Genomic DNA, 25630 nt, shown 5'->3' on the forward strand with positions numbered 1-25630 from the left:
TCATGCGGCCGGCGGAACTCGATCTCGCCAGATACAGAATTCGGCTCGACAGCGAGACGGATTTTGCGGGCTGGCGTGACGCGGCACGGCGGCTGGCCTTGAATGAGGTCAGGCCCGAGGACGTCGACTGGCATGTCGCGCCGGGCTCTGATCAGGCACAATTGCCTGAAGTGCCTGCGGGCGCGCAACTCGTCGTGCCGCGCGACTTCCTCGGGCATGCCGAAACGGCGTTCTGCCATTCCGATCCCGGCCGGTTTGCCTTTCTCTACCGAATGCTGTGGCGATTGCGCGACGAGGCTAAACTGCTGGAAATCGCGTCGGATTCCGACACCAGGCGGCTCGAGGCCATGGAGAAGGCGGTGCGGCGCGACAGCCACAAGATGCACGCCTTCGTACGTTTCCGGAAAATCGGCGACGGTGCCGATGAGCGCTATGTCGCCTGGTTCGAGCCGGATCATTTCATCGTCGAGCGCAACGCCGATTTCTTCGTCAGACGTTTCACCGGCATGCGCTGGACGATCCTGACCCCTTATGCCTCTGCCGACTGGGATGGCGAAAGGCTGGCGATCGGGCCGGGCGCGGCCAAGGGCGATGCGCCTGATCAGGACGATACCGAGGCGCTCTGGCGCACCTATTTCGAGAACATCTTCAACCCGGCGCGATTGAAGGTGAAAGCCATGCAGAAGGAGATGCCGAAGAAATATTGGCGGAACCTTCCCGAGGCCTCGCTCATTCCAGACATGATCGCAGGAGCGGACAAGGCCGCCAAGGACATGATTGCGAAGATGCCGACAACACCCGCGCCGCACCACGCAAAGGTGCAGGCACGGCATTGGCCGAAGCAGCCCGTCGAAGCACCGGAAGATGATGCAAGCACGATTCCGGAATTGCGCGAGGCAGCGAAAGGCTGCCGCCGCTGCCCGCTGTGGCGCGACGCGACGCAGACCGTCTTCGGTGAAGGCCCTGACAATGCCAAGGTGATCTTCGTCGGCGAACAGCCGGGGGATCAGGAGGACCTCGCCGGCAAACCTTTCGTGGGTCCGGCCGGCAAGGTGTTCGATGCGATCCTGGACGATGCCGGTGTCGACCGGCAAAAGGTCTATGTCACCAACGCGGTCAAGCACTTCAAGTTCGAGCCGCGCGGCAAGCGCCGCATCCACTCCAAACCGAATTCCGGTGAGATTCAGGCCTGCCGCTGGTGGATCGACCAAGAATTCGAGCTGGTCAAGCCGAACCTCGCCGTGGCACTCGGCGCGACAGCGGCGATGTCGCTGCTCGGCAAGGCGATTCCGGTGACAAAGATGCGCGGACAAGTGATCGAGCGCGAGGACGGATTGCGCGTGTTCATCACCATCCATCCCTCCTTCATCCTGCGCATCCGCGAACCCGCGGACAAGGAGGCTGAACGCGAACGGTTCCTGCAGGACATGAAGCTGGTGAAGCGGCTGATGGCCGCCTGATTGTCTGTTTTGCGCGATTCCGGACGGAAAACCGCTTCACGGTTTTCCTGGAATTGCTGCGGCTATCTGATCAGAATTGCCCTGAGATCGTTGACATTCGTACCGGTCGGGCCGGGTACGAAGAGATCGTCAACCGCGTTGAAGGCCGTCCAGGCATTGTTGCCGGCAAGCATAGCCTTGGCGTCCACCCCGGCAGCGCGCATGCGCGACACGGTCGAAGCATCGGCAAAGGCACCGGCATTGTCTTCCGAACCGTCGATGCCGTCAGTATCGGCGGCCAGCGCATTGATACCGTCGACGCCATTGATGCCGATGGCGAAGGCGAGCAGGAATTCCGAATTGCGGCCGCCCTTGCCTTTTGCGCGCAGCGTCACGGTTGTCTCGCCGCCCGACAGGATCAGCACCGGCTTCGAGAAAGGCCTGTTGCGCGTCGCCACTTCACGCGCGATCGCGGCGTGGACACCGCCAACCTCGCGCGCTTCGCCTTCGATGGCATCGGAGAGGATAACCGCCTCGACGCCTTGCCGTTTCGCTTCCGCAGCGGCGGCTTCCAGCGATACCCCGGCCGAAGCGATCAGATGCACCTCGTTGCGCAAAAAGCGCTCGTCATCCGGGCTTGGCGCATCGGCGGCCGGCGAATTGATATGCGCCATCACCGAGGCCGGCAGTTTCATGCCATAGGCCGATATCGAGGCCAGCGCGTCGGCGCGGCTGCCTGTATCCGGTACGGTTGGGCCGGAGGCGACCATTGCCGGATTATCGCCGGGAATATCGGAGACGATCAGCGACACCACCCTGGCCGGCCATGCGGCCGCCGCCAGCCTGCCGCCCTTGATGGTGGAAAGTTGCTTGCGGATAGTGTTCATCGCCGCGATCGGCGCACCCGAGGCGAGCAGCGCCTCATTGACGGCGATCTCGTCGGGCAGCGTCAAGCTGCCGGCCGGCGACGGCAACAGCGCCGAGCCGCCGCCGGAAATCAGCGCCACCACCAGATCGTCCGCCGTCAGCCCTTGCACCTTCGCCAGCAGCCGGCGCGAGGCTTCAAGGCCGGCAGCGTCCGGCACCGGGTGCGCCGCCTCGATGATCTCGATGCGCTCGCAGGTCGCGCCATAGCCATAGCGGGTGACGACCAGCCCTTCGATGGGGGCGTCCCACACTTTCTCGAAGGCTGCCGCCATTTGCGCCGAGCCTTTGCCCGCGCCGATGACGATGGTACGGCCCTTGGGCTTGGCCGGCAGATGATCCCTGATGGTTCGTTCCGGATCGGCGGCGGCGACGGCGGCGTTGAAGATGGAGACGAGGAACAATTTGGGGTCGAGCACGGTCATTCGGCTTCCCGAGGCAATGCCAAGCCGCGCTTGTCGACGCCCAAATGATCGCACAGCGCATCGACGACGACGCCGTGATCCTCGCGCTCCGGCAGTCCGGAAACGGCGATGACGCCAATGACGCCGGTGCCCTTGGCGGCCACCGGAAAGCCACCGCCGGCCAGCACGTAGTCGGCAATATCCAGCCCTTCACCAATCTTGAAGGTGCGGTCGGGGCGCTGCTGTTCCAACACCATGCGATAGGTGCTTCTCAGGAACCGTTTGACCACATTGATCTTGCGCCGCGCCCAGTCGGGATTGGAAGCGTTCGAGCCCGGCAGCGCGGCGTAGAACAGCGGCCGGTCCCACAGCCTGATGTCGACTATGATGGGTAGATCTTCGGCGATTGCACGATCGCGAATGGCGGAGCCGATTTTGAAAGCGACGGCCTCGTCGAAGGTCGCGAAGACAAGGGTCTCTTCCTGTCTCTTGATCAGAGCGATGTCGTCAGCAACGGCCATTTTCTTTCTCCGAAATCGTCACACGTCGTGTGTACGACAAGCTCCGCTCGGTCAAGCTTCCGTGGCGTGGCCACCTTCTCCCGAGGGGAGAAGAGACGAGCACGGGCCTCGGCTTCCTCCTCTCCCCTCGGGGAGAGGCCGGATTGCCCCGAATTGCCTTCGCAATTCGGTTGGCAATCCGGGTGAGGGGGTCTTACCCCGCGCTCATGTCAGCCTTGGCTGGCCGCCCCGCCACATAAACTTCGCGGACGGAGCGGTCGTCGCCCAGCGTCTGCAGGAGAAACAGTTCCTGCGCCAGCGTCTCGACCGTCTCCATCCTGAGCCGCATTCCCGGCGTTGCCCTGGCGTCCAGCACGACGATGTCGGCGTCGCTGCCTTCGTCCAGCGTGCCTATCTTTTCCACCACCGACAGCGCCTCGGCATTGCCGCGCGTCGTCTGCCAGAAGGACTGGAACGGGTTGAGCTTTTCGCCATTCAGCGCGATCACCTTGTAGCCTTCGTCCATGGTGCGCAGCATGGAGTAGTTGGTGCCGCCGCCGACATCGGTGGCGGCGGCGATGCGGATCGGCTTGTCGCGTCGGCGAAAGCGCTGATAATCGAAGAGGCCGGAGCCGAGGAAAAGGTTCGAGGTCGGGCAGAACACCGCCACCGAGCCCGAGTCCGAAAGCGCATCCGCTTCGCGCTCCGTCAAATGGATGCAGTGGCCGAACAGGCTCTTTTTGCCTAACAGCCCGTAATGCTCGTAGACGTCGGTGTAGTCGCGCGCCCACGGGTAGAGTTCCTGCGTGAAAGCGATCTCGGCGTGGTTTTCCGACAGATGCGTCTGCATGTGCAGGCCGGGATGTTCGCGGCACAACACGCCCGCCATCTCCATCTGCTCCGGCGACGAGGTGATGGCGAAGCGCGGCGTGATGGCGTAGTGCTGGCGGCCCTTGCCGTGCCACTCCTTGATCAGCGCCTTTGTGTCGTCATAGCCGGATTGCGGGGTGTCGAGCACGCCGTCGGGCGCATTGCGATCCATCATCACCTTGCCGGCGATGTTGAGCATGTTGCGGTCATGCGATTCTGCGAAGAAGGCTTCGGCCGAGGCCTTGTGCACCGAGCAGTAGGCGGCGACCGTCGTGGTGCCGTGGCGCACCATTTCGTCGAGGAACAGCCGCGCGATGCGGCGGCCGTGCTGGGCGTTGGCGAACTTCGTTTCTTCCGGAAAAGTGTAGGTGTTGAGCCAGTCGAGCAGTTCGGCGCCGTAGGAGGCGATGATCTGCATCTGCGGAAAATGCGCATGGGCATCTATGAAGCCGGGCAGCAGCAGATGCGGCCGGTGGTCAATCCTTTTCACCGTTTCGTCGGCTTGCTTTTCAACATCGGCATAACTACCCGCGGCGACGATCCTGCCGTCACGGATCAGCAGTCCGCCATCCTCCTCGTAGCGCCAGGCGGAATGGTCTTCGAGAGTTTGCGGCCAGCGCACAAAGGACAGCGTGCGGCCGCGCAGAAGTGTCGAATTCATGCTATTTCCCTGCGCCTTCGAACCAGGCCACCAGCAGCGCCCGTTCCTTGTCGGTGATCTGAGAGACGTTGGCGGGCGGCATGGCGTGGCTGCGGCCGGCCTGCAGATAGATTTCGCGGGCGTGGTTGGCGATATCCGCATCGGTGTCGAGCATCACGCCCTTGGGCGCATGATAGATGCCCTCATAGACCGGCTCCGCCGCGTGGCACATTGAACAGCGGCCGAGCACGGTGTCGCGCACCGCCGGGAAATGCGCTGAAGCGACATAGATTTGCGCCGACGCGGATTCCTTGGGTTCGCCGGTCAGCACCTTCGGCGCGGTCGACAGCCAAATGATGACGATGAACAGGACGAGTGCCGCCATCCAGGTCCAGGTCGGATTGCCCTTGCGCGCATGGACCGAGTTGAAATAGTGCCGGATCAGCACGCCGATGATGAACACCAGCGAGGCGATGACCCAGTTGAACTCAGTGCCGAACGCCAGCGGATAGTGGTTCGACAGCATCAGGAACAGGACCGGCAGCGTCAGGTAATTGTTATGGAGCGAGCGCTGCTTGGCGATCTTGCCGTATTTCGGGTCGGGCTTGCGGCCGGCTATGAGGTCGGCGACGACGATCTTCTGGTTGGGGATGATGACCATGAAGACATTGGCCGACATGATCGTGGCGGTGATGGCGCCCAGATGCAGGAAGGCGGCACGGCCGGTGAATAGGTGGGTCAGTCCCCAGGCGATGAACACCAGCACGCAATAGAGCACCAGCATCAGGCCGGTGTCGCTTTTGCCCAGCGGCGAGCGGCACAGCAGATCGTAGACCACCCAGCCGACGCCGATCGTTGCCAGCGACAGCAGGATACCGACCGGCACCGACATCGGCAGCACGTTCGGATCGATCAGGAACAGATCGGCCCCGGCATAATAGACGACGCACAGCATGGCGAAGCCGGACAGCCAGGTGGCGTAGGATTCCCATTTGAACCAGGTCAAGTGTTCCGGCATTTCGGCCGGCGCCACCAGATATTTCTGGATGTGATAAAAGCCGCCGCCATGCACCTGCCATTCCTCGCCGAAGGCGCCGACGGGCATGCCGGGACGCTGGCGCAGGCCGAGATCAAGCGCGACGAAATAGAACGACGAGCCGATCCAGGCGATGCCGGTGACGACATGCAGCCAGCGCACGGCAAAACTCAGCCAATCCCAGAAAATCGCGAAATCCATCATTGAAATCGTCCCTGCCGATTGGGTGACTTTACGGGCTGGAGCGCAAACGGAAAGAGGCGAGGCGCACGAGGACTTTCAAAAAAAAATGGAAAATACTAGGTTGATCCTGCAAACCGGCGAAGGTGCTCCGCATGGCCTATCTCGACAACATCGCCGTCTTCGTTCGCGTCGTTGAACTCGGCAATCTGTCGGCGGCCGGGCGCGACATGCGCATTTCGCCGGCGGTCGCTTCCAACCGCATCAAGGAACTGGAGAAGCACCTTGGCGTGCGGCTGTTCAACCGCACCACACGGCAATTGATGCCGACCGAGCATGGCACGGTTTTTTACGGGGGCGCCAAGCAGGTGCTGGAGGCAATCACCGAGGCGGAAGCGGCGGTCTCTGCCCTTTCCGGCCAGCCGCGCGGCACCATCCGCGTCACGGCACCGCTCGGCCTCGGCCGCCGGCTGGTCGCTTCGGGCATCCCCGATTTCCACGACAAATACCCTGATATCGAGGTGCGGCTCAGGCTCTCGGACCACAATGTCGACATCATGAAGGAAGGCATCGACGTCGCCTTCCGGCTCGGCATCATCGAGGATTCCAGCCTCAGGATGCGCGGCATCATGGAATGCGAGCGCGTGCTGGTGGCGGCGCCGAAATATCTCGAAGCGCGCGGCGAACCGATTGAGCCGCAGGAACTGATCGGCAAGAAGCACGACTGCCTGATGCTGCGTTATTCGGGCGCGCGCGAATATGTGTGGACGCTGCAGACCCCCACCGGCCCGCAGAAATTCGAGGTACACGGGCCCTACGACACCGACGATGGCGACGTGCTCACCGGCTGGGCGCTTTCAGGCCGCGGCATCATCAACAAGCCGCGCTTCGAGGTCGAGCCATTCATCCGCGACCGGCGGCTGAAGGTGATCCTGCCCAGCACGCCACCGACACCGGTGCAGTTCGCCGCCGTCTATCCGCACAAGAAGCTGCAGGACCCAAAAGTGCGGCTGCTGCTCGACTTCATGGCCGAGCGCTGCCAGCGGCTGATCAACGATCTTCTTGCTGGCAAGTAAAGGCTGGCCGGCAAATAGGGACTGGCCGGTAGGTGAGCGGCGGTTTGGCCCAGCGCCGGCGGTTGCCATCCCAGGATGTGGCGAACATAGTTCGGGTGGCATTTCATCTCATAGGGAACCCTCGATGGACAACGGCGCCACAATGCATCTTGCCGTTTCGCTCGCCGATCCATCACTCGAGACTGGGTTGGAATTCAGCCGCCTGGCTGGTTTCGTGCAAAAGGCTGAAGCAGCCGGGCTGGACATGGTGCTGCTTGCCGATGCCGCGCCAGCGTCCGAAAGCGAAGCCGCGAACAAACGGATGCCCTTCGAAGCGACGACCTTGCTGGCCGCTCTGGCGACTGTCACAAGCAGGATCGGCTTGGTTGCCGCTGCCTCGACAATTGCCCACCAACCCTACAATCTGGCACGCCGTTTCGCTTCGCTCGACGTTATCAGCCACGGCCGCAGTGGCTGGAACGCAACCATGACGCAAGCGCCACGGGAAGCAGCCAATTTCAGCCGGCCCGAAGGATTTTCGCCTAACGATTTCCGCCGTCGCAGTGAGGAATATATCGGCATCGTGCAAGGTCTGTGGCAGGGCTGGGATGCGGACGCGCTGCTGTTCGACCAGCGCGGCGGCCGCTTCCACGACCCCGAAAAGATGCACCTGCTGGAGCACAAGGGCGAATTCTTTTCCGTGCGCGGACCGCTGAACGTCGCCCGGTCGCCGCAGGATACGCCAGTGCTCGTCTTGTCGGGCCTGCAGGAATCCGACTTCGATATTGCCACTCGCACCGCCGATGTCATCCTGCTGGACGGCGGACTGGTGGAGGGCGCGACCGAACGCTATGACGATATCAGGCGCCGTGTCACGGCGTGCGGACGCGATCCGGATGCTGTGAAAGTGCTGACGAACGTCGCGCTTATCGCCGATAGTAAGCCGGCTGCCGTCGCCGAGAGGCTGGAAAAGGAATTCCGGGCGAGAGGCTGCGACGGGTTCAACATCCTGATGCCGGCACAGCTTTCTGCGCTCGACGATTTCGTCGATCTGGTCTTGCCGGCGCTGCGGCGGCGTGGCTTGTTTCGAGAGAACTATCGCGGCACGATGTTGCGCTCGCATCTCGGGCTTGCCGGCGGAGGTGACCGATGACCGCTCGCCAGATGAAGCTCGGCGCCTTTCTGTGGGCGACAGGTCATCACATCGCCGCCTGGCGCCACCCCAAGGCGCACGTCACCGCCGGCATAGACATCGATCATTACATCCAGCTGGCGCGCACGGCGGAGGCGGCGAAGTTCGACATGGTGTTCTGCGAGGACGCCGCCGGCCTGCGTGAAGCCAATATCGGCATTGCCAGCCAGACGTCGCGCTCGATCGGTTTCGAGCCGATCAGCCTGCTCTCGGCGCTCGCCGTCCAGACCAGCCGCATCGGCCTCGTCTCGACAGCGTCGACAAGCTACAACGAGCCCTATGGGCTGGCACGAACCTTCCTGTCGATCGACCATCTGAGCGGCGGCCGGGCCGGCTGGAATCTGGTCACCTCGGCCAGCCCCATCGAAGCAGCCAATTTCGGCGCGACGGGCCTCAAGCCCCATGCCGACCGCTACGAACGGGCGCGCGAGTTCGCTGAGGTGGTGACCGGCCTGTGGCACGGCAAGGCTTCCGGCCATAACGGCCAGAGCTTTTCGGTTCGCGATCCGCTCGACCTGCCGCGCTCGCCGCAGGGCGCGCCGGTGATGGTTCAGGCCGGCGCCTCGGATGTCGGCCGCGACCTTGCCGCCCGCACCGCCGATGTGGTGTTCACGGCGGCGCAGACCTTCGAGGAAGCCAAGGCCTTCTATGACGATCTCAAAGGACGTCTGCCGGCCTACGGGCGCGAGCCGGACGACATCAAGATCATGCCGGGCGTCGCACCGGTGGTGGCGGAGACCGAAGCGGAGGCCCGTGAAAAATACGAGGAATTGCAGGAGCTGATCCCCGACGATGTCGGCGTGGCGCTGCTGTCCAGCTATCTCAGCATCTCCGATCTGTGGCGCTATCCGATCGATGGGCCACTGCCGGAACTGCCGGAGAGCGAGGGGATGAAGAGCAGGCAAGCGCTGGTGATCGAGCAATCGCGCCGCGACGGCCTCTCCATCCGCCAGCTCGCCCGGCATTTTGCCGGCGCGCGGGGCCATTGGCGCATCGTCGGCACAGCGGCCCAAGTCGCCGACGAACTGCAGACGCGGTTCGAGGGTGGCGCGGCCGACGGTTTCAACGTCATGCCCTCATATTTCCCCGGGGAACTCGATGCCTTTGCCACGCTCGTCGTGCCGGAGTTGCAGCGGCGCGGACTGTTCCGGACGGAATACCAGGGCCGCACGCTGCGCGACCATCTGGGTTTGAAACGGCCGGTTTAGCTGCGGCGCAGCTTAGCCTGCCATCACCCTGCCATGCGGAATTTGATGGTCGGCATTAAAGGCTGCGTTGTGATTGACCAGCGCCGTCATGATCTCGGCCGCAGCCAGCGCCGCGATGACCTGAGGGCGCTTGTCCTTGACGGTGTCGCCGCCAATTGGCGAGACGAGGCGGGCAAACTCGGCTTGGCTGCCGTCCGCCGATTTCAGGAACCAAGTCCTAAACGTCGCTTTCTTGGTCTTCGAGCCGATCATGCCGACATAGGCGGTGTCACCGCGTTTCAGCGCTTCCGCGACGATCAGGAAATCCAGCGCATGATCGTGGGTAAGGATGGCGAAGGCGGCGCCGGCGGGGGCATTCCGCACCATCGCTTCCGGCATAGCTGTCAGCCGTGTCTCGATGGTTTCGGGCATGCCTTCCAGTGCTTCGGCCCGCGTCTCGATGACGATGCCGTGCACGGGAAGAAGTGCGATCGCCGATGCCAGCGCCTGGCCGACATGGCCGCCACCGAAGATGTAGACGTACGGCAGGTGCGCCTCCTCGGCTTCCGCGGCCGCAACCAGGTCGCCGGCAAGCGCAGCATCGACGAGCCGGATCAAGACTTCGACGCGCCCGCCGCAGCATTGGCCGATCTCGGGACCCAGCGGGACGTCTAGGATAGCGCAGACTTCGTCAACCTCGATGCGGACTTCTTTGCCCAACATCTGCCTGGCCTTGTCGATTGCCATATATTCGAGCTGACCGCCGCCGATGGTGCCAAAGATCGCCGTCTGCGAGACGAGCATGAAGGCGCCCTTCTCGCGTGGCGTCGAGCCTTTTGTTCCGGCCACTTCGACCAGGGCAACCCGACCGGCGCTGGCGAGAAAGGCTTTCAGGCTTTGCACTTTCGAGTTCATGGTTCACGTTCCCGAATGGGAAATATAGGTTTTTTCGGCCCGGATTGCACGCATTGCCGACCCTGGGGCCGGATTCAGGCGCCGGCCTCCTTCTTCAGCCGCTCGATCACCATCAGAACCCGCTCCGGGGTCGCCGGAGCATCGAGGCGCGGGCAGATCCTGTTGTCGGCGACACTGGCCACCGCGTCCGATAGCGCATGCAGCACCGACATGCCGAGCGGGAACGGCGGCTCGCCGACCGCCTTGGAGCGGTGGATGGTCGGCTCGCCGGCTTCCGGCCAGTCGGCCAAGGTGACGTTGAAGATCTTCGGCCGGTCGGAGGCGAGCGGGATCTTGTAGGTCGACGGTGCATGCGTGCGCAGCCGGCCCTTGGCGTCCCACCACAGTTCTTCCGTCGTCAGCCAGCCCATGCCCTGGATGAAGCCGCCTTCGATCTGGCCGATATCGATCGCCCGGTTCAGCGAGCGGCCACAGTCATGGAGAATATCGGTACGCTCGACCATGTATTCGCCGGTCAGCGTGTCGACCGAGACTTCCGAGCACGAGGCGCCATAGGCGAAATAATAGAAGGGGCGGCCCTCGCCCTTGTCGCGGTTCCAGTGGATTTTCGGCGTCTTGTAGAAACCAGCCGCCGACAGCTGGATGCGGGCCATATAGGCCTGCTTGACGAGGTCGGCGAAGGCGATTTCCTGGTTGCCGATACGCACACGGTTGGGCAGGAACAGCACCTGATCACGCGGCACCTGATATTTTTCGGCGGCGAAATCGGTCAGCCGATCCTTGATCTGGCGCGCGCCATTCTGCGCCGCCATGCCGTTGAGGTCGGAGCCGGACGACGCTGCCGTAGCCGAAGTGTTCGGCACCTTGCCGGTCGTTGTCGCGGTGATCTTCACCTGGTCGAGATCGATCTGGAACTCTTCCGCCACCACCTGCGCCACCTTGACGTAGAGGCCCTGCCCCATCTCGGTTCCGCCATGGTTCAGATGCACCGAACCGTCGGTGTAGACATGCACCAGCGCGCCGGCTTGATTGTAATGCGTGGCGGTGAACGAGATGCCGAATTTGACCGGCGTCAGAGCGAGGCCCCGCTTGATGAAACGGCTGTTGGCATTGAAGGCCGATATTTCACGCCGCCGCCGCGCATAGCTCGCGCTTTGCTCCAGCTCGGCGACGATGCGCTGGATGATGTTATCCTCGACCGTCTGGTGGTAGGGCGTGATGTTGCGGCCCTCCTCGCTACTGGTGCCGTAGAAATTCTTCTTGCGGATTTCGAGCGGATCCTTGCCAACTGCAAAGGCCACCTCGTCGATGACGCGCTCGGCGCCGACCATGCCTTGCGGGCCGCCGAACCCCCGAAAGGCGGTGTTCGACACGGTGTTGGTGTAGAGCGGCGCCGACTGCGCATGCACCGCCGGCCAGAAATAAGTGTTGTCGCAGTGGAACAGCGCGCGATCGGTTACCGGGCCGGAAAGGTCCGACGAAAAACCGCAGCGCGCCGCGAAAATGAAATCGACGCCGAGGATGTTGCCCTCGTCATCGAAGCCGACCTCATAATCGACGAGGAAATCATGACGCTTGCCGGTGGCGATCATGTCGTCGTCGCGGTCGGGCCGGATCTTCACGGCGCGATGGTGTTTCTTCGCGGCGATCGCGGCCAATGCGGCAAACTGATTTCCCTGCGTTTCCTTGCCGCCGAAGCCGCCTCCCATGCGGCGGATTTCCACCGTGACGGCATTGCTCGGCACGCCGAGCGCATGGCTGACCATGTGCTGGACTTCGCTTGGATGCTGGGTCGAGGAATAGATGGTGACGTCCTGATCCTCGCCAGGAACGGCCATGGCGATATGGCCTTCGAGGTAGAAGTGTTCCTGGCCGCCAATGCGCATTTTTCCCTTTAGCCGGCGCGGCGCCTGACGGATCGCCGTAGCGGCATCGCCGCGCTTCAGGGTGAGAGGCGGCGTGACGAGCTTGTCCTTCTTCGGATCGAGCGCGCCGATGTCGGTGACGAAAGGCAATTCCTTGTATTCGACCTTTGCCAATCTTGTGGCGCGGCGCGCCTGCTCGCGAGTTTGCGCAATAACGCAGAAGATAGGCTGGCCGTAGAATTGCACCTTGCCGTCGGCAAGCACCGGCTCGTCGTGGCGGCCGGTCGGCGAAATGTCGTTTTCGCCCGGCACGTCACTGGCCGTCAGCACGTCGACAACGCCGGGCGCCGTGCGTACCGCCGAGAGATCCATGCTGGTAATCGTGGCATGCGTGGCACTGGAAAGCCCTAGGCAGCCATGCAGCGTGCCTGATGGTTCCGGCATGTCGTCGATGTAGACGGCGGTGCCGCTGACATGTTTGTGCGCGGAATCGTGGCGCTGATCGGTGGCGACGCCGCCAGCGATCTTTTCAGCCTTGAGGTTGGGGGCAGCGTGCTTGTTCATCATGCCGCCTCGTGCCTTGAAACCTGGACCGGCTCTCTGGTGCCGCTGCTCTCGGCAAAAAAGCGCAGCAGCAGGTTTTTCGCTGCCAGGGCGCGATATTCGGCCGAGGCCCGCATGTCGGTCAGCGGGGTGAAATCCCTGGCATATTCGGCCATCGCCGCTTCAACCGTCTGTTCGGTCCATGGCTTGCCGAACAGCGCTTTTTCGACGGAAGACGCCCGCTTCGGCGTCGCCGCCATGCCGCCATAGGCGATGCGCACCTCCGCCACCGTGCCGTCCTTGGCCAGATTCAGGAAAAACGCGCCAAGGGCCGCGGTAATGTCCTCGTCGCGACGCTTGGTGATCTTGTAGACGGCAAACTTCGTTTCCTTGGCCGGCACCGGCACATGCACGGCCTCGACGAATTCACCCGGCTGCCGATCCTGTTTGCCGTAGGCGATGAAGAAGGTTTCCAACGGGATCGTCCGCTGCTTCTTGCCCTTGCGCAAGGTGAGACTTGCGCCAAGCGCGATCAATGGCGGTGGCGTATCTCCGATCGGCGAGCCGTTGGCGATGTTGCCGCCGATGGTGCCCATGTTGCGCACCTGTTCGCCGCCGATGCGATCGAACAATGGCCCCAACGCCGGGATGCGCTTCGCCAATGTCGCGAAGGCGTCAGTGTAGGTGACGCCGGCGCCGATCGAAATGACGCCCTTGTCTTCCGAGATGGTGCAAAGCCCGTCGAGATCGCCGATGAAAATGGCCGGTGAAATATCGCGCATGTGCTTGGTCACCCACAGGCCGACATCGGTCGAGCCGGCCACGATGGTAGCGCCGGGTTCCTTGTCCAGCACGGCGGCGAAATCGTCGACATCGGCCGGCACGACCAGCCGCGCCTTGCCGGTTCCGATCTCGACCCGGGCGCCGTCACGCATGGCCTCGAGCCTCGCGGTGATCGCCTTGCGTTCCGTGGCCAGCGGGTCCTTTGCCGCCTTGCCGTAGCTGGAGATGGCCTGCGCGGCGCGCATGATCGCCTCGTAGCCGGTGCAGCGGCAGAGATTGCCTTGCAAAGCCTTTTCGACATCCGCGTTCGAGGGATCAGGCGACTTCATCCACAAGCCATAGAGCGACATGACGAAGCCGGGCGTGCAGAAGCCGCATTGCGAGCCGTGGAAATCGACCATCGCCTGCTGCACCGGATGCAACTGGCCGGGTGAACCGCGCAGATGCTCGACCGTCACGACATGGGTGCCGTCGAGCGAGCCGAGGAAGCGGATGCAGGCATTGACGCTTTCATAGACCAAGCCGCCCTCCGACAGCTTGCCGACCAGCACGGTGCAGGCACCGCAGTCTCCCTCGGCACACCCTTCCTTGGTGCCGCGCAGCGAACGGTCGAGCCGCAGCCAGTCGAGCAAGGTCGCGTCGGGTGCCACCGACGAAAGCGCCACATCCCTGCCATTGAGAATGAAGCGGATTTCGTTGCGGATGCTAATTTTGGTCATACCTCAGCTCCCCCTGTAGGTCGAGTAACCGTAGGGCGAGACCAGCAGTGGCACATGATAATGCACAGGCTCGGCCATGCCGAAGCGGATCGGTATCACATCGAGAAAGGCCGGTTTCGGCAGGCTCAACCCCTGCTGGCGCAAATAGTCGCCGGCGGCGAAGACCAGTTCGTATTCGCCGGTGCGGAATTCCGCGCCGGCGAGCAGCGGCTTGTCGCAACGGCCGTCGGCATTGGTGAGAACGGTCTTCAGATGTGTCCGCGCCTTGCCCTCGAGATGATAGAGCGCGATCGACAGTCCCGCCGCCGGCTTGCCGGTCGCCGTGTCGAGGACATGGGTCGTCAGACGCCCGCCGTCGGCTTTCGACGTTTCTGCCATTGGCCGCCTCCCATTTCCGGTACGAGCGAATTGGCCCGGTACGGTCAAGTATCAACAGTGAATTGTGCGCCAATTAAAGGCGATGCATAAGTCCCGGTCGAGCGGAGTGCGACAAAAACACTTTCAAAAATTTTCGGGGGAATGCGAGAAGCACCCTTTCGATATTCTGATCATACTTCGGGCCGTGCCCGGCGGGAGGGACGATGCGTTACAGCAGAGACATGCGTGGCTACGGAGCCAATCCGCCGGACCCGAAATGGCCTGGCGGTGCACATGTCGCCGTGCAGTTCGTCGTCAATTACGAGGAAGGTGGCGAAAACTGCGTGTTGCATGGCGACAAGGCGTCCGAAGCCTTCCTGTCGGAAATCGTCGGCGCGGCACCCTGGGTGGGTCAACGCCACTGGAACATGGAATCCATCTACGAATACGGAGCCCGCGCCGGCTTCTGGCGGCTGCTCCGGCTGTTCACCGAGTCGCAAGTGCCGATCACCTGCTACGGCGTCGCCACAGCGCTCGCCCGTTCGCCGGATCAGGTAGCGGCCATGCAGGACGCCGGCTGGGAGATCGCTTCGCACGGCTTAAGATGGATCGACTACCGCGACCACAGCGCCGAGGATGAGCGCCGCGACCTCAAGGCGGCGATCAAGCTGCACTACGAAGTGACCGGCGCGCGCCCGACCGGCTGGTATACGGGTCGCACATCGATCAACACGGTGCGGATTGTGGCGGAAGAAGGCGGCTTCGACTATGTGTCGGACACCTATGACGACGAGCTGCCGTACTGGTTCGAGCATGAGGGCGGCGCGCAGCTCATCATCCCCTATACGCTCGACGCCAACGACATGCGGTTCGCCACGCCGCAAGGTTTTAACTCGGGCGACCAGTTCTTTGCCTATTTGAAGGACAGCTTCGATACGCTCTATGCCGAGGGCAAGGCCGGCCGGCCACGCATGATGAACATCGGCCTGCACTGCCGCCTCGTCGGGCGGCCGGGCCGGGTGGCGGCGCTGAAGCGCTTCGTCGACTATGTGAAGTCGCACGACAAGGTCTGGCTGGCGAGGCGCATCGACATCGCCAAGCACTGGCAAGAGGTCAATCCTTATCAACCGGCGGCACTCCGTCCATCGAAGATGGAATTCGAGACCTTCGTCCACACTTTCGGCGGCGTGTTCGAGCATTCGCCCTGGATCGCCGAACGCGCCTACGAACTGGAACTAGGCCCGGCGCATGACACTTCGGGCGGCCTGCACAATGCGCTTTGCCGTATCTTCCGCTCCGCCAGCGAAACCGAACGGCTTTCGGTGCTCAACGCCCATCCCGACCTTGCCGGCAAGCTGGCCAAGGCCAAACGGCTGACGGCGGAATCGACCAGGGAACAGGCCTCGGCCGGCCTCGACGCGCTGACCGACAAGGAGCGCGAACTGTTTTCCAAGCTCAACGCCGCCTACGTCACCACCTTCGGCTTCCCTTTCATCATCGCGGTGAAGGGCAAGACGAAGGAGGAAATCCTGGCGGAGTTCGAGGCGCGCATCGGCAACAGCCGCGGCGTCGAATTCGAGACCGCCTGCAAACAGGTCGAGCGCATCGCGCTGCTCCGCCTCAAGGACATGCTTCCGCAATAGGTTTGAAACCATGGATACGATCAGGATGCCCGAGCGAACCTATTACGCGCCACATGGCGGCCATTCCGGCCAGAACGAGCTTCTGACCGGCCGCGCCGTCTTCACCGAGGCCTATGCCGTCATTCCCCGGGGTGTGATGCAGGACATCGTGACCAGTGCGTTGCCGTTCTGGGACGAAACCCGCGTCTGGATCTTGTCGCGACCGCTATCGGGTTTTGCCGAGACGTTCTCGCAATACATTGTCGAGGTCGCGCCCGGCGGCGGCAGCGATCGGCCGGAACCCGATGCCGGCGCCGAAGGCGCTCTGTTCGTGGTCGAAGGCGAACTGACGGTTCTGCTTGCCGGCAAGACGCATGTGTTGCGGCCCGGCGGCTTTGCTTTCCTGCCGCCGGCCAGCGGCTGGACGGTTCGCAACGAAAGCAGGGCCGCCGTGCGCTTCCACTGGATTCGCAAGGCTTACGAGGTGGTCGACGGTCTCGATGTGCCGGAAGCCTTCTTCACCAATGAGCAGGAGATCGCGCCAACGCCGATGCCCGGCACCGAAGGCCGCTGGGCGACGACGCGGTTCGTCGATCCGGCAGATTTGCGCCACGACATGCACATGACCATTGTCACGCTGGAACCCGGCGCGGTCATTCCCTTCGCCGAGACCCATGTCATGGAGCACGGTCTCTATGTGCTGGAGGGTAAGGCCGTCTACCGCCTCAACCAGGACTGGGTCGAGGTCGAGGCCGGCGACTATATGTGGCTGCGCGCCTTCTGCCCGCAGGCCTGCTATGCCGGTGGCCCGGGTAAATTCCGCTATCTGCTCTACAAGGACGTCAACCGGCACGCCAAGCTCGGCGGCGCCGGCATCGCAAGGCGCGCGCTGTGACCCGTATCGTCGCGCGGCCGCTGACCCGCGAGGGCTTTGCCCCCTTCGGCGATGTCATCGACATGGGCGGCGACAACCACTACCCGATCAATGGCGGCAGGGCCGAGCGCTATCATGATCTGGCTACCGCCGAAGCAACCGGTCCGAACGCCCGCGTGCTGATCTCGATGGTGCGCGGCACGCCCTACGAATTGCCCCTGAAATTGAGCATGGTCGAGCGCCATCCCTTCGGCAGCCAGGCCTTCATCCCGCTCTCGCCGCGCCCCTTCCTGGTCGTCGTCTGCCATGACGGGGAGCAGGGGCCGGGCGAGCCGCATGCCTTCATCACCGCACCCGGACAAGGCATCAATTACCGGCGCAATCTCTGGCATGGCGTGCTGACGCCGCTCGGCGAGGCTCAGGACTTCCTGATCGTCGACCGTGGCGGCGATGGCTCCAATCTCGAAGAGTTCCATTTCTCGCACGCCTACGAGATCCACTTGCCCAACGAGAGCCTCCTGTGACCGATATTTCACTGATCGACCGCCTGCTCGATGTGATCGAGCACGACATCGTGCCGAAGACGGCCGAGGGCGTTACCTATGGCAACAAGCTGTTCGGCGCGGCGATCCTGCGCAAGGACGACCGTTCGCTGGTGCTGGCTGAAACCAACAACGAGATGGAAAACCCGCTCTGGCATGGCGAGGTACACTGCCTGAAGCGTTTCTACGAAATGCCCAGGGCTGAGCGCGTCGATACGAAAGACGCCATCTTCATCGCCACGCACGAACCCTGCTCGCTGTGCCTGTCGGCGATCACCTGGACCGGCTTCGATAATTTCTACTATCTGTTCAGCCACGAGGATTCGCGCGACAGCTTCGCCATCCCGCACGACCTGAAGATCCTGAAAGAGGTCTTCACCCTCGATCCCGGCGGCTACAATGCCGAGAATGCCTACTGGAAGAGCTTTTCTATCCGCAGGCTGGTGCGAGCGTTGCCCGAGGCAGAGCGGCGACGGCTGGAGACCCGTATCGGCGCGATTTCGGCGCGCTACGATAAATTGTCCAACATCTATCAGGCGAACAAGGACGATAACGATATCCCGCTGAACTGACGCGGATTGACCAGCCGAATTCGTTGGCTGGCCCACGACGCGGCACGGCAGGTTCCATCATCTGGCGATCCTGGAGCATGCCATGAAAACCGTCACCGAATTTGCCCGCAAAATCGTCGAATTCCCGGATATGGGCATCGTCATGCCGGATGGCTGCCGCCTGTCGGCGCGGGTGTGGATGCCGGAGGATGCGGGCGACGATCCGGTGCCTGTCATCCTAGAGCATCTGCCCTACCGCAAGCGCGACGGCACCATCTTTCGCGATCAGCTGACGCATCCTTATTTCGCCGGCCACGGCTATGCTTCGATCCGCGTCGACATGCGCGGCAATGGCGATTCCGAAGGGCTGATGGACGACGAATATTCCGAGCAGGAATTGCAGGACGCCTGCGACGTCATCGCCTGGGCGGCAAGCCAGCCCTGGTGCAACGGCAATGTCGGCATGATGGGCATTTCCTGGGGCGGCTTCAACTGCCTGCAGGTGGCGGCCAAGCGGCCGCCGGCGCTGAAAGCGGTGATCAGCCTGTGCTCGACCGTCGACCGCTATGCCGACGACATCCACTACAAGGGCGGCTGCCTGCTGATCGAGAATTTCGGCTGGGCCTCGACCATGCTGTCCTACTCGTCGCGGCCGCCGGATCCGCTTTTGGCCGGCGACAACCGGTGGCGCGATCTGTGGCTGACCCGGCTGGAGAACCAATCCTTCCTGGCGCCGCTGTGGCTGAAACACCAGCACCGTGATGCCTACTGGAAGCGCGGCTCGATCTGCGAGGATTTTTCCGCCGTCAAAGCCGCCGTGCTGTCGATCGGCGGCTGGCATGACGGCTACCGCAACACCGTCTCGCATCTGGCGACCAACATCCAAGCCCCGGTCAAGGGCATCGTCGGGCCATGGATCCACAAATACCCGCACTACGCCGGGCCCAAGCCTGCCATCGGCTTCCTGCAGGAGGCCTTGCGCTGGTGGGACCGCTGGCTGAAGGGTGTCGACACCGGCGTCGAGGCGGACCCGGCCTACCGCGCCTATGTCATGGACAGCGTGCGTCCGGCGCGCTGGCACCCCGAGCGTCCCGGCCGTTGGGTGGCGGAGCAGGAATGGCCCTCGCCAACCATCAAGATGCAAACGGTTGATCTGATCCCCTCAACGGAAAAACCCGCCATCATCGCCTCTCCGCAAAGCTGCGGCCTGGCCGGCGGCGAGTATTTTCCCTTCACCTTCGGTCCCGAACTGCCCGGCGACCAGCGCCCCGACGATGCGCTGTCGGTGTGTCTCGACCAGCCGGAACTCAGCGAGCCGATCGACATCGTCGGAGCGCCGGAGGTCGAGCTGCGGCTGTCCTCTGATCGTCCGCAGGCCAACATCGCGGTCCGGCTTTGCGATGTGCATCCCGACGGCGCCTCGGAGTTGATCTCCTATGGCGTGCTCAATCTGACGCACCGCAATTCGCATGAATTCCCCGAGGCGCTGGTGCCGGGCGAAACCGTCTCGGTGCGCGTCGTGCTCGATCAATGCGCCTATCGTGTGCCGGCCGGCCGCCGGCTGCGTGTTGCCGTTTCGAACGCCTATTGGCCTGCCATCTGGCCGTCGCCGGAGCCGGTCCAGCTCACCTTGTCGACGGCGACGCTCAATTTGCCGCTGCGGCCGCTGGCGACAGGCGACGAAGTAACGTTCGCCGAGCCGGAAGGTGCCACCCCCTGGGCAACAGAGACGATCCGTGCCGCCAATTCAGAGCGCCATGTCGATCGTGATGAGAAGACCGGAATGGTGACGCTTTCCATTGTTGACGATTTCGGCGAGGTGCGTGATCTCGCCCATGGCCTCGCCAATGGCAGCATCGCCCGCGAGACCTGGACCATCCATCCCGACGATCCGCTGTCGGCCTCGGGGAAGACGCACTGGACGCAGACCCTGTCGCGAAACGGATGGTCAGTACGCACCGAAACGACAGCCGAAATGCGATCGGATGCGCAAAACTTCATCGTCAGCGCCAGAATCGAGGCCTATGAGGACGAAACCCTGGTCTTCGAGCGCAATTTCGAGGAGAAGGTGCCGCGCGCGCTTCTTTGAATGCCGATTTCATTGGTCCAATTGCGACGTACGATTTACGCCACGGCATGTCGCATTCGGTCTTGCTTACCGCTTTCCCTTGCGGTCATTATTCTCCTCACAAGAAACAAGAAAAACGACCGCAGAGTCGAACCAACAGAGTGAGGAACTCAAAATGTCGAACGAACTGGAATTTCTTAGCCGGCGTGTCGCGTCGGGCAAACTGAGCCGTCGTGATTTTCTCGGCCGGGCGGCGGCGCTCGGTATCTCCGCGCCCTTCGCCAACTCGCTGCTTTCAAGCGCTGCACGCGCGGCAGGCCCGGTCAAGGGCGGCACACTGAAGGCCGGACTTGTCGGCGGCGAATCCACCAACAGCCTTGATCCGGCACTGTTCATGACTCAGGTGCCGTTCGCCTTCGGCAAGATGTGGGGCGAATTGATTGTCGAGCTTTCGCCGGAAGGCAAGCTCGAGAACCGCATCGCCGAGGAGATCGGCTCGTCGGACGACGCCAAGGTGTGGACGCTGAAGATCCGCGACGGCGTCGAATTCCACAACGGCAAGACAGTGACCGCCGAGGACGTGGCCGCCACACTTGAGCGCCATTCCGACGAGAAGTCGAAATCCGGCGCGCTCGGCTACATGAAAGGTATCGAGACCATCAAGGCCAGCGGCAAGGAAGTCGTGCTGACGCTGAAGGAGGCCAATGCCGATCTGCCCTATTTGCTCAGCGACTATCACCTGATCGTCCAACCAAATGGCGGCAAGGACAAGGCTGACGCAGGCATCTCGGCCGGTCCTTACAAGGTCACGACCAATGAGCCCGGTGTGCGCCATGGCGGCGAGCGTTTCGCCAATTACTGGCAGGGCGACAAGATGGGCCATGCCGACCAGATCGAGATCATCGTCATCAACGATGCGACAGCGCGCACGGCCGCCCTGCAGGGCGGCCAGGTCAACGTGATCAACCGCGTCGAGCCGAAGATCGTCGACCTGATCAAGCGCCTGCCGGGCGTCACCATCCGCAACCACGCGGGTCCTGGCCACTACGTGTTCATCATGCATTGCAACACGGCGCCGTTCGACAACGCCGATTTGCGCATGGCACTGAAGCTGGCCATCGACCGCGAGGAAATGCTGGACAAGATCCTGCGCGGCTACGGTTCGCTCGGCAACGACTTCCCGATCAATGCGTCCTATCCGCTGTTTACCGAGATCGAGCAGCGCAAGTACGATCCCGACAAGGCCAAGTTCCACTTCAAGAAGTCCGGCCACGACGGCGCGGTCCTGCTGCGGACCTCGGACGTCGCTTTCCCGGGCGCCGTCGATGCATCGCAGTTGTTCCAGCAGAGCGCGGCCAAGGCCGGCATTCAGATCGAGCTGAAGCGTGAGCCCGGCGACGGCTATTGGAACGAGGTCTGGAACAAGCAGCCCTTCTGCGCGTCCTACTGGGGCGGCCGCTCGACCCAGGACCAGATGTACTCCACCGCTTATCTGTCGACCGCCGACTGGAACGACACGCGTTTCAAGCGTCCTGACTTCGATAAGATGGTGCTGGCGGCGCGCGCCGAGCTCGACGAGACCAAGCGCAAGCAGATGTATCATGACATGGCTGTCCTGGTACGAGACGAGGGCGGCCTGATCCTGCCGATGTTCAACCAGTTCATCGACGCTACCGGCGCCAAGGTCGGCGGCTGGGTCGACGATCCGCATCAGGAGCTGATGAACGGCTACGCGCTGGCGAAGTGCTGGCTCGAAGCCTGAGCTTGGCCTTGCGGATATGTCCTCACCCATCTTGAAACTGGTGGCCCAGCGCGTTGCGCTGGGCATTCTGCTCTTGTTGGCCGTTTCGGTCCTGATCTTCGCCGGCACCCAGATCCTGCCCGGCGACGTCGCGCAAGCCATTCTCGGACAGTCGGCGACGCCGGAGTCGCTTGCCAATCTGCGCGAGCAGCTCGGACTCAACCAGCCAGCCTATCTCAGGTATTTTCATTGGCTGGGCGGCGTGCTGACCGGCGATCTCGGCACGGCCATGTCGAGCGGGCAGGACATCGCCACGTCGATCAAGGGACGGCTGTGGAACACGCTGTTCCTCGCCTTCTGGGCGGCGATCGTCGCCGTGCCGCTGGCGATCATCCTCGGCCTGATCGCGGTGCGCTACCGCAATGGCTGGGTCGACAAGCTGATCTCCGGGCTGGCGCTGGCCTCGACCTCGTTTCCCGAATTCTTCATCGGCTATGTGCTGGTCTATTTCTTCGCCGTGAAATGGCAGATATTCCCCGGCATTTCGACCGTCTATGACGGCATGCCTTTTGGCGAACGGATGCAGGCGATCGCCTTGCCGGCGACGGCGCTGACGCTGGTCGTGCTCGCCCACATGATGCGCATGACACGCGCGGCGATCCTCAATGTCATGCAGTCGGCCTATGTCGAGACGGCGGAATTGAAGGGCCTGTCGGCCTTCAACGTCATCCGCAAGCACGCCTTCCCCAACGCCATCGCGCCGATCATCAATGTCGTCATGCTCAACCTCGCCTACTTGATCGTTGGCGTCGTCGTGGTCGAGGTGATCTTCGTCTATCCGGGCATGGGACAGTATCTGGTCGACCACGTCACCAAGCGAGACGTGCCGGTGGTGCAGGCGGTAGGCCTGATCTTCGCCGCCGTCTATATCAGCCTGAACATCATTGCGGACATAGCGGCGATCGTCGCCAATCCGCGTCTCAGACATCCGAAATAGGGGGCGGATATGCTCGATATCAAACGCATCCCCATCCCCGCGCTGATCGGCATCGTGCTGACGGCACTGTTCGTGCTTGCGGCGGTCTTCGCCCCCTGGATCGCGCCGCACGGCAATGGCGAAATCGTCGGCGATGTCTGGGAACCGATGTCGGCTGCCCATTTGCTGGGCACCGACAATCTCGGCCGAGACCTGCTGTCGCGCATGATCTACGGCGCCCGCATCACTTTGTTCATCGCGGTGCTGGCCACCGCGCTGTCGTTCTCGCTCGGCGCCATTCTCGGCTTCTCGGCGGCCGTCTTCGGCGGCTGGTTTGACACGCTGCTGTCCCGCCTCGTCGATCTCTTGATGTCGATCCCGACGCTGATCATGGGTCTCGTCGTGCTGTCGGTGCTGCCGACCAATCTGGTGACGCTGATCCTGGTGATGGGCATTCTGGATTCGACCCGCGTCTATCGCCTGTCGCGCGCGGTCGCCGTCGACATCAACGTCATGGACTATGTCGAAGCGGCGAAACTGCGCGGTGAAGGCAGCGGCTGGATCATCTTCCGCGAGATCCTCCCCAACGCATTGTCGCCGCTGGTTTCCGAACTCGGTCTGCGCTTCATCTACGCGGTGCTGTTCCTGTCGACGCTGTCGTTCCTCGGCCTTGGCGTGCAGCCACCGGACGCCGACTGGGGCGGCATGGTCAAGGAAAACAAAGACGGCATCGTGTTCGGCATCGCGGCCGCACTCATCCCAGCGGGGGCGATCGCGCTGCTGGCGATTTCCGTCAACCTGGTTGCCGACTGGGTGCTCAACCGGACGACAAGCCTCAAGGGAGGACGCGGGTGATGGCCGACACCAAAGCGAAGCTCGGGCAACCGAAGTCAGGCCTGCTGCTCGACATCCGCAATCTGCGCATCGAGGCTACCGTCTTCCCGCCCGGCGAACCGCCGAAGGACATCGTGCTGGTGCACGATGTCTCACTGACGCTCGAGAAGGGCAAGGTGCTCGGCCTGATCGGCGAATCCGGCGCCGGCAAGTCGACTATCGGCCTGTCGTCTATGGGCTACGGCCGCGGCGGCGTGCGCATCACAGGCGGCGAGGTGATCCTGAACGGCCGCGACATCCTCAAGGGCGGCAAGGACGGCTTCCGCAAATTACGCGGCCGCGAGGTCTGCTATGTCGCGCAGTCGGCGGCCGCGGCCTTCAACCCGGCGCACAGACTGATGGACCAGGTGGTGGAAGCCACCCTGCTGCACGGCACCGCGACACGCGCCGAGGCCGAGAAGCGCGCGGTTGCGCTGTTCAAGAAGCTCAGCCTGCCGAACCCTGAAACCATCGGCGAGCGTTTTCCGCACCAGGTTTCGGGCGGCCAGTTGCAGCGTGTGATGACGGCGATGGCCCTGTGCTCCGAGCCGGACCTGATCGTCTTTGACGAGCCGACAACGGCGCTCGACGTGACGACGCAGATCGACGTGCTGGCGGCGATCAAGGACGCCATCCGCGACACCCATGTCGCTGCGCTCTACATCACGCACGACCTTGCCGTCGTCGCCCAGGTCTCCGACGAGATCATGGTGCTGCGCCATGGAAGGCTGGTCGAATGGGGCGGCACAAGGCAGATCATCAAGGAGCCGCGCCAGGAATACACCAACGCGCTGGTCTCGGTGCATGAGATCGAACACCAGGAGCAGAAGCCCGGCACGTCGCCGTTCCTGTCGGTGAAGAACGTCACCGCCGCCTATGGCCGCAGCCATATCAAGGTGCTGAAGGACGTATCCGTCGACATCTATCCGGGCCAGACGCTGGCCGTGGTCGGCGAGTCCGGCTCCGGCAAGTCGACGCTGGCGCGCGCCATCACGGGACTTTTGCCACCCGAACAGGGCACCGTCACCTTCGACGGACGCCCGCTGGCCAACAGGCTGGCCGACCGGCCGAAGGAGGATCTGCGCCAGTTGCAGATGATCTACCAGATGGCCGATGTGGCGATGAACCCGCGTCAGACCGTCGGCACCATCATCGGCCGGCCGCTGGAGTTTTATTTCGGCATGCGCGGCCGTGAGCGCGACAGACGCGTTGCCGAACTGCTCGACAAGATCGAGATGGGCAAGGGATTTTCCGACCGCTACCCGGCCGAGCTTTCCGGCGGCCAGAAACAGCGTGTCTGCATCGCCCGGTCGCTTGCCGCCAAGCCGAAGCTGATCATCTGCGACGAGGTGACCTCGGCGCTCGATCCGCTGGTGGCACACGGCATCCTCGAGCTGCTGCTGGAGCTGCAGAAGGAAGAGAACGTCGCCTATCTGTTCATCACGCATGACCTTGCCACGGTGAAGTCGATCGCCGATTCAATCGCGGTTATGTATCGCGGCGAGGTGGTGCGTTACGGCCCCAAGGGCAAGGTGCTGAGCCCGCCCTTCGACGCCTACACCGACCTGCTGCTCTCCTCGGTTCCAGAGATGGAAATCGGCTGGCTGGAAAAGGCAATCAAGGGACGGCGCATGGCCAGCGCGGGGAACTAAAGCAATTCCGGGAAAACTGGGAACCAATACTGCCGGAAGAAAAAGGCAGGCGCTTCCCCTGGAAATTGTGTCAGACCAAGCTGCCACATAGGGGCGTCAGCGACCGTCATCCGGATGCAACA

Annotated in this window: 21 protein-coding genes; 13 read left to right on the top strand and 8 right to left on the bottom strand. The window is 62.9% G+C overall.

Features of this window, described 5'->3' with window-relative positions:
- The first annotated feature begins 2 nt into the window (after window positions 1-2).
- Window positions 3-1460 carry a UdgX family uracil-DNA binding protein gene (locus AC0L2D_RS10940; RefSeq protein WP_473541037.1) on the top strand — a complete coding sequence of 486 codons (1458 nt, stop codon included), beginning with the start codon at window positions 3-5 and terminating at the stop codon, window positions 1458-1460.
- Between the two features lie 62 nt (window positions 1461-1522).
- Here the strand turns inward: AC0L2D_RS10940 and AC0L2D_RS10945 are convergent, their stop codons facing one another.
- The 4 genes from AC0L2D_RS10945 to AC0L2D_RS10960 all read right to left on the bottom strand — a co-directional run bounded on the left by AC0L2D_RS10945 (window position 1523) and on the right by AC0L2D_RS10960 (window position 6017).
- Entirely contained in the window at window positions 1523-2788 is a 1266-nt protein-coding gene (locus tag AC0L2D_RS10945) for a glycerate kinase type-2 family protein (RefSeq protein WP_473541038.1), read from the bottom strand.
- The gene (locus AC0L2D_RS10950) at window positions 2785-3288 is read right to left on the bottom strand and encodes a heme-degrading domain-containing protein (RefSeq protein WP_337123087.1); all 504 of its coding nucleotides are present in this window, start codon (window positions 3286-3288) and stop codon (window positions 2785-2787) included. The genes AC0L2D_RS10945 and AC0L2D_RS10950 overlap by 4 nt, the downstream gene beginning before the upstream one ends.
- A gap of 193 nt (window positions 3289-3481) precedes the next feature.
- A complete protein-coding gene (gene guaD / locus AC0L2D_RS10955) occupies window positions 3482-4798 on the bottom strand; it encodes a guanine deaminase (protein ID WP_473541039.1) in 1317 nt (438 codons plus the stop codon).
- A 1-nt stretch (window position 4799) separates the two neighbouring features.
- Entirely contained in the window at window positions 4800-6017 is a 1218-nt protein-coding gene (locus AC0L2D_RS10960) for a urate hydroxylase PuuD (RefSeq protein WP_027163804.1), read from the bottom strand.
- A gap of 131 nt (window positions 6018-6148) precedes the next feature.
- Between AC0L2D_RS10960 and AC0L2D_RS10965 the strand changes: the two genes are divergently transcribed.
- From AC0L2D_RS10965 to AC0L2D_RS10975, 3 genes are all read left to right on the top strand, one after another.
- On the top strand, window positions 6149-7069 hold the full coding sequence (locus AC0L2D_RS10965; protein WP_024501932.1) for a LysR family transcriptional regulator: 921 nt from the start codon (window positions 6149-6151) through the stop codon (window positions 7067-7069).
- A 124-nt stretch (window positions 7070-7193) separates the two neighbouring features.
- A complete protein-coding gene (locus tag AC0L2D_RS10970) occupies window positions 7194-8201 on the top strand; it encodes an LLM class flavin-dependent oxidoreductase (protein WP_337123090.1) in 1008 nt (335 codons plus the stop codon).
- Window positions 8198-9448: an LLM class flavin-dependent oxidoreductase gene (locus AC0L2D_RS10975; RefSeq protein ID WP_473541041.1), complete on the top strand. Its 1251-nt coding sequence runs from the start codon at window positions 8198-8200 to the stop codon at window positions 9446-9448. The genes AC0L2D_RS10970 and AC0L2D_RS10975 overlap by 4 nt, the downstream gene beginning before the upstream one ends.
- Window positions 9449-9460: 12 nt before the next feature.
- Here AC0L2D_RS10975 and xdhC read toward each other — a convergent pair whose 3' ends face one another.
- The 4 genes from xdhC to uraH form a co-directional block, all read right to left on the bottom strand.
- Window positions 9461-10342: a xanthine dehydrogenase accessory protein XdhC gene (xdhC, locus tag AC0L2D_RS10980; RefSeq protein WP_127370839.1), complete on the bottom strand. Its 882-nt coding sequence runs from the start codon at window positions 10340-10342 to the stop codon at window positions 9461-9463.
- Between the two features lie 74 nt (window positions 10343-10416).
- Entirely contained in the window at window positions 10417-12771 is a 2355-nt protein-coding gene (gene xdhB / locus AC0L2D_RS10985; protein WP_473541232.1) for a xanthine dehydrogenase molybdopterin binding subunit, read from the bottom strand.
- A complete protein-coding gene (gene xdhA / locus AC0L2D_RS10990) occupies window positions 12771-14252 on the bottom strand; it encodes a xanthine dehydrogenase small subunit (protein WP_473541042.1) in 1482 nt (493 codons plus the stop codon). The genes xdhB and xdhA overlap by 1 nt, the downstream gene beginning before the upstream one ends.
- Before the next feature lie 3 nt (window positions 14253-14255).
- Entirely contained in the window at window positions 14256-14630 is a 375-nt protein-coding gene (uraH, locus tag AC0L2D_RS10995) for a hydroxyisourate hydrolase (protein ID WP_013528242.1), read from the bottom strand.
- A gap of 203 nt (window positions 14631-14833) precedes the next feature.
- On the opposite strand from uraH, the gene puuE reads away from it, so the two are divergent.
- From puuE to AC0L2D_RS11040, 9 genes are all read left to right on the top strand, one after another.
- Window positions 14834-16252: an allantoinase PuuE gene (puuE, locus tag AC0L2D_RS11000; RefSeq protein WP_473541043.1), complete on the top strand. Its 1419-nt coding sequence runs from the start codon at window positions 14834-14836 to the stop codon at window positions 16250-16252.
- Between the two features lie 10 nt (window positions 16253-16262).
- Window positions 16263-17126 carry a bifunctional allantoicase/(S)-ureidoglycine aminohydrolase gene (locus AC0L2D_RS11005; RefSeq protein ID WP_024501939.1) on the top strand — a complete coding sequence of 288 codons (864 nt, stop codon included), beginning with the start codon at window positions 16263-16265 and terminating at the stop codon, window positions 17124-17126.
- Window positions 17123-17629: an ureidoglycolate lyase gene (locus AC0L2D_RS11010; protein WP_013528245.1), complete on the top strand. Its 507-nt coding sequence runs from the start codon at window positions 17123-17125 to the stop codon at window positions 17627-17629. The genes AC0L2D_RS11005 and AC0L2D_RS11010 overlap by 4 nt, the downstream gene beginning before the upstream one ends.
- Window positions 17626-18219, top strand: a complete 594-nt coding sequence (locus tag AC0L2D_RS11015; RefSeq protein WP_473541045.1) for a nucleoside deaminase — start codon at window positions 17626-17628, stop codon at window positions 18217-18219. The genes AC0L2D_RS11010 and AC0L2D_RS11015 overlap by 4 nt, the downstream gene beginning before the upstream one ends.
- 82 nt (window positions 18220-18301) lie before the next feature.
- Window positions 18302-20287, top strand: coding sequence for a CocE/NonD family hydrolase (locus tag AC0L2D_RS11020; RefSeq protein WP_473541046.1), 1986 nt, complete (start codon window positions 18302-18304; stop codon window positions 20285-20287).
- A 154-nt stretch (window positions 20288-20441) separates the two neighbouring features.
- On the top strand, window positions 20442-22028 hold the full coding sequence (locus AC0L2D_RS11025; RefSeq protein WP_013528248.1) for an ABC transporter substrate-binding protein: 1587 nt from the start codon (window positions 20442-20444) through the stop codon (window positions 22026-22028).
- 16 nt (window positions 22029-22044) lie between these two features.
- Window positions 22045-23004 carry an ABC transporter permease gene (locus tag AC0L2D_RS11030; protein WP_013528249.1) on the top strand — a complete coding sequence of 320 codons (960 nt, stop codon included), beginning with the start codon at window positions 22045-22047 and terminating at the stop codon, window positions 23002-23004.
- 9 nt (window positions 23005-23013) lie between these two features.
- Window positions 23014-23838, top strand: a complete 825-nt coding sequence (locus AC0L2D_RS11035) for an ABC transporter permease (RefSeq protein ID WP_013528250.1) — start codon at window positions 23014-23016, stop codon at window positions 23836-23838.
- Window positions 23838-25508 (top strand): ABC transporter ATP-binding protein, encoded by a 1671-nt coding sequence (locus tag AC0L2D_RS11040; RefSeq protein WP_027163791.1) that lies wholly within the window; start codon window positions 23838-23840, stop codon window positions 25506-25508. The genes AC0L2D_RS11035 and AC0L2D_RS11040 overlap by 1 nt, the downstream gene beginning before the upstream one ends.
- Window positions 25509-25630: the final 122 nt, after the last annotated feature.

This window comes from Mesorhizobium sp. WSM4833, from assembly GCF_055811095.1.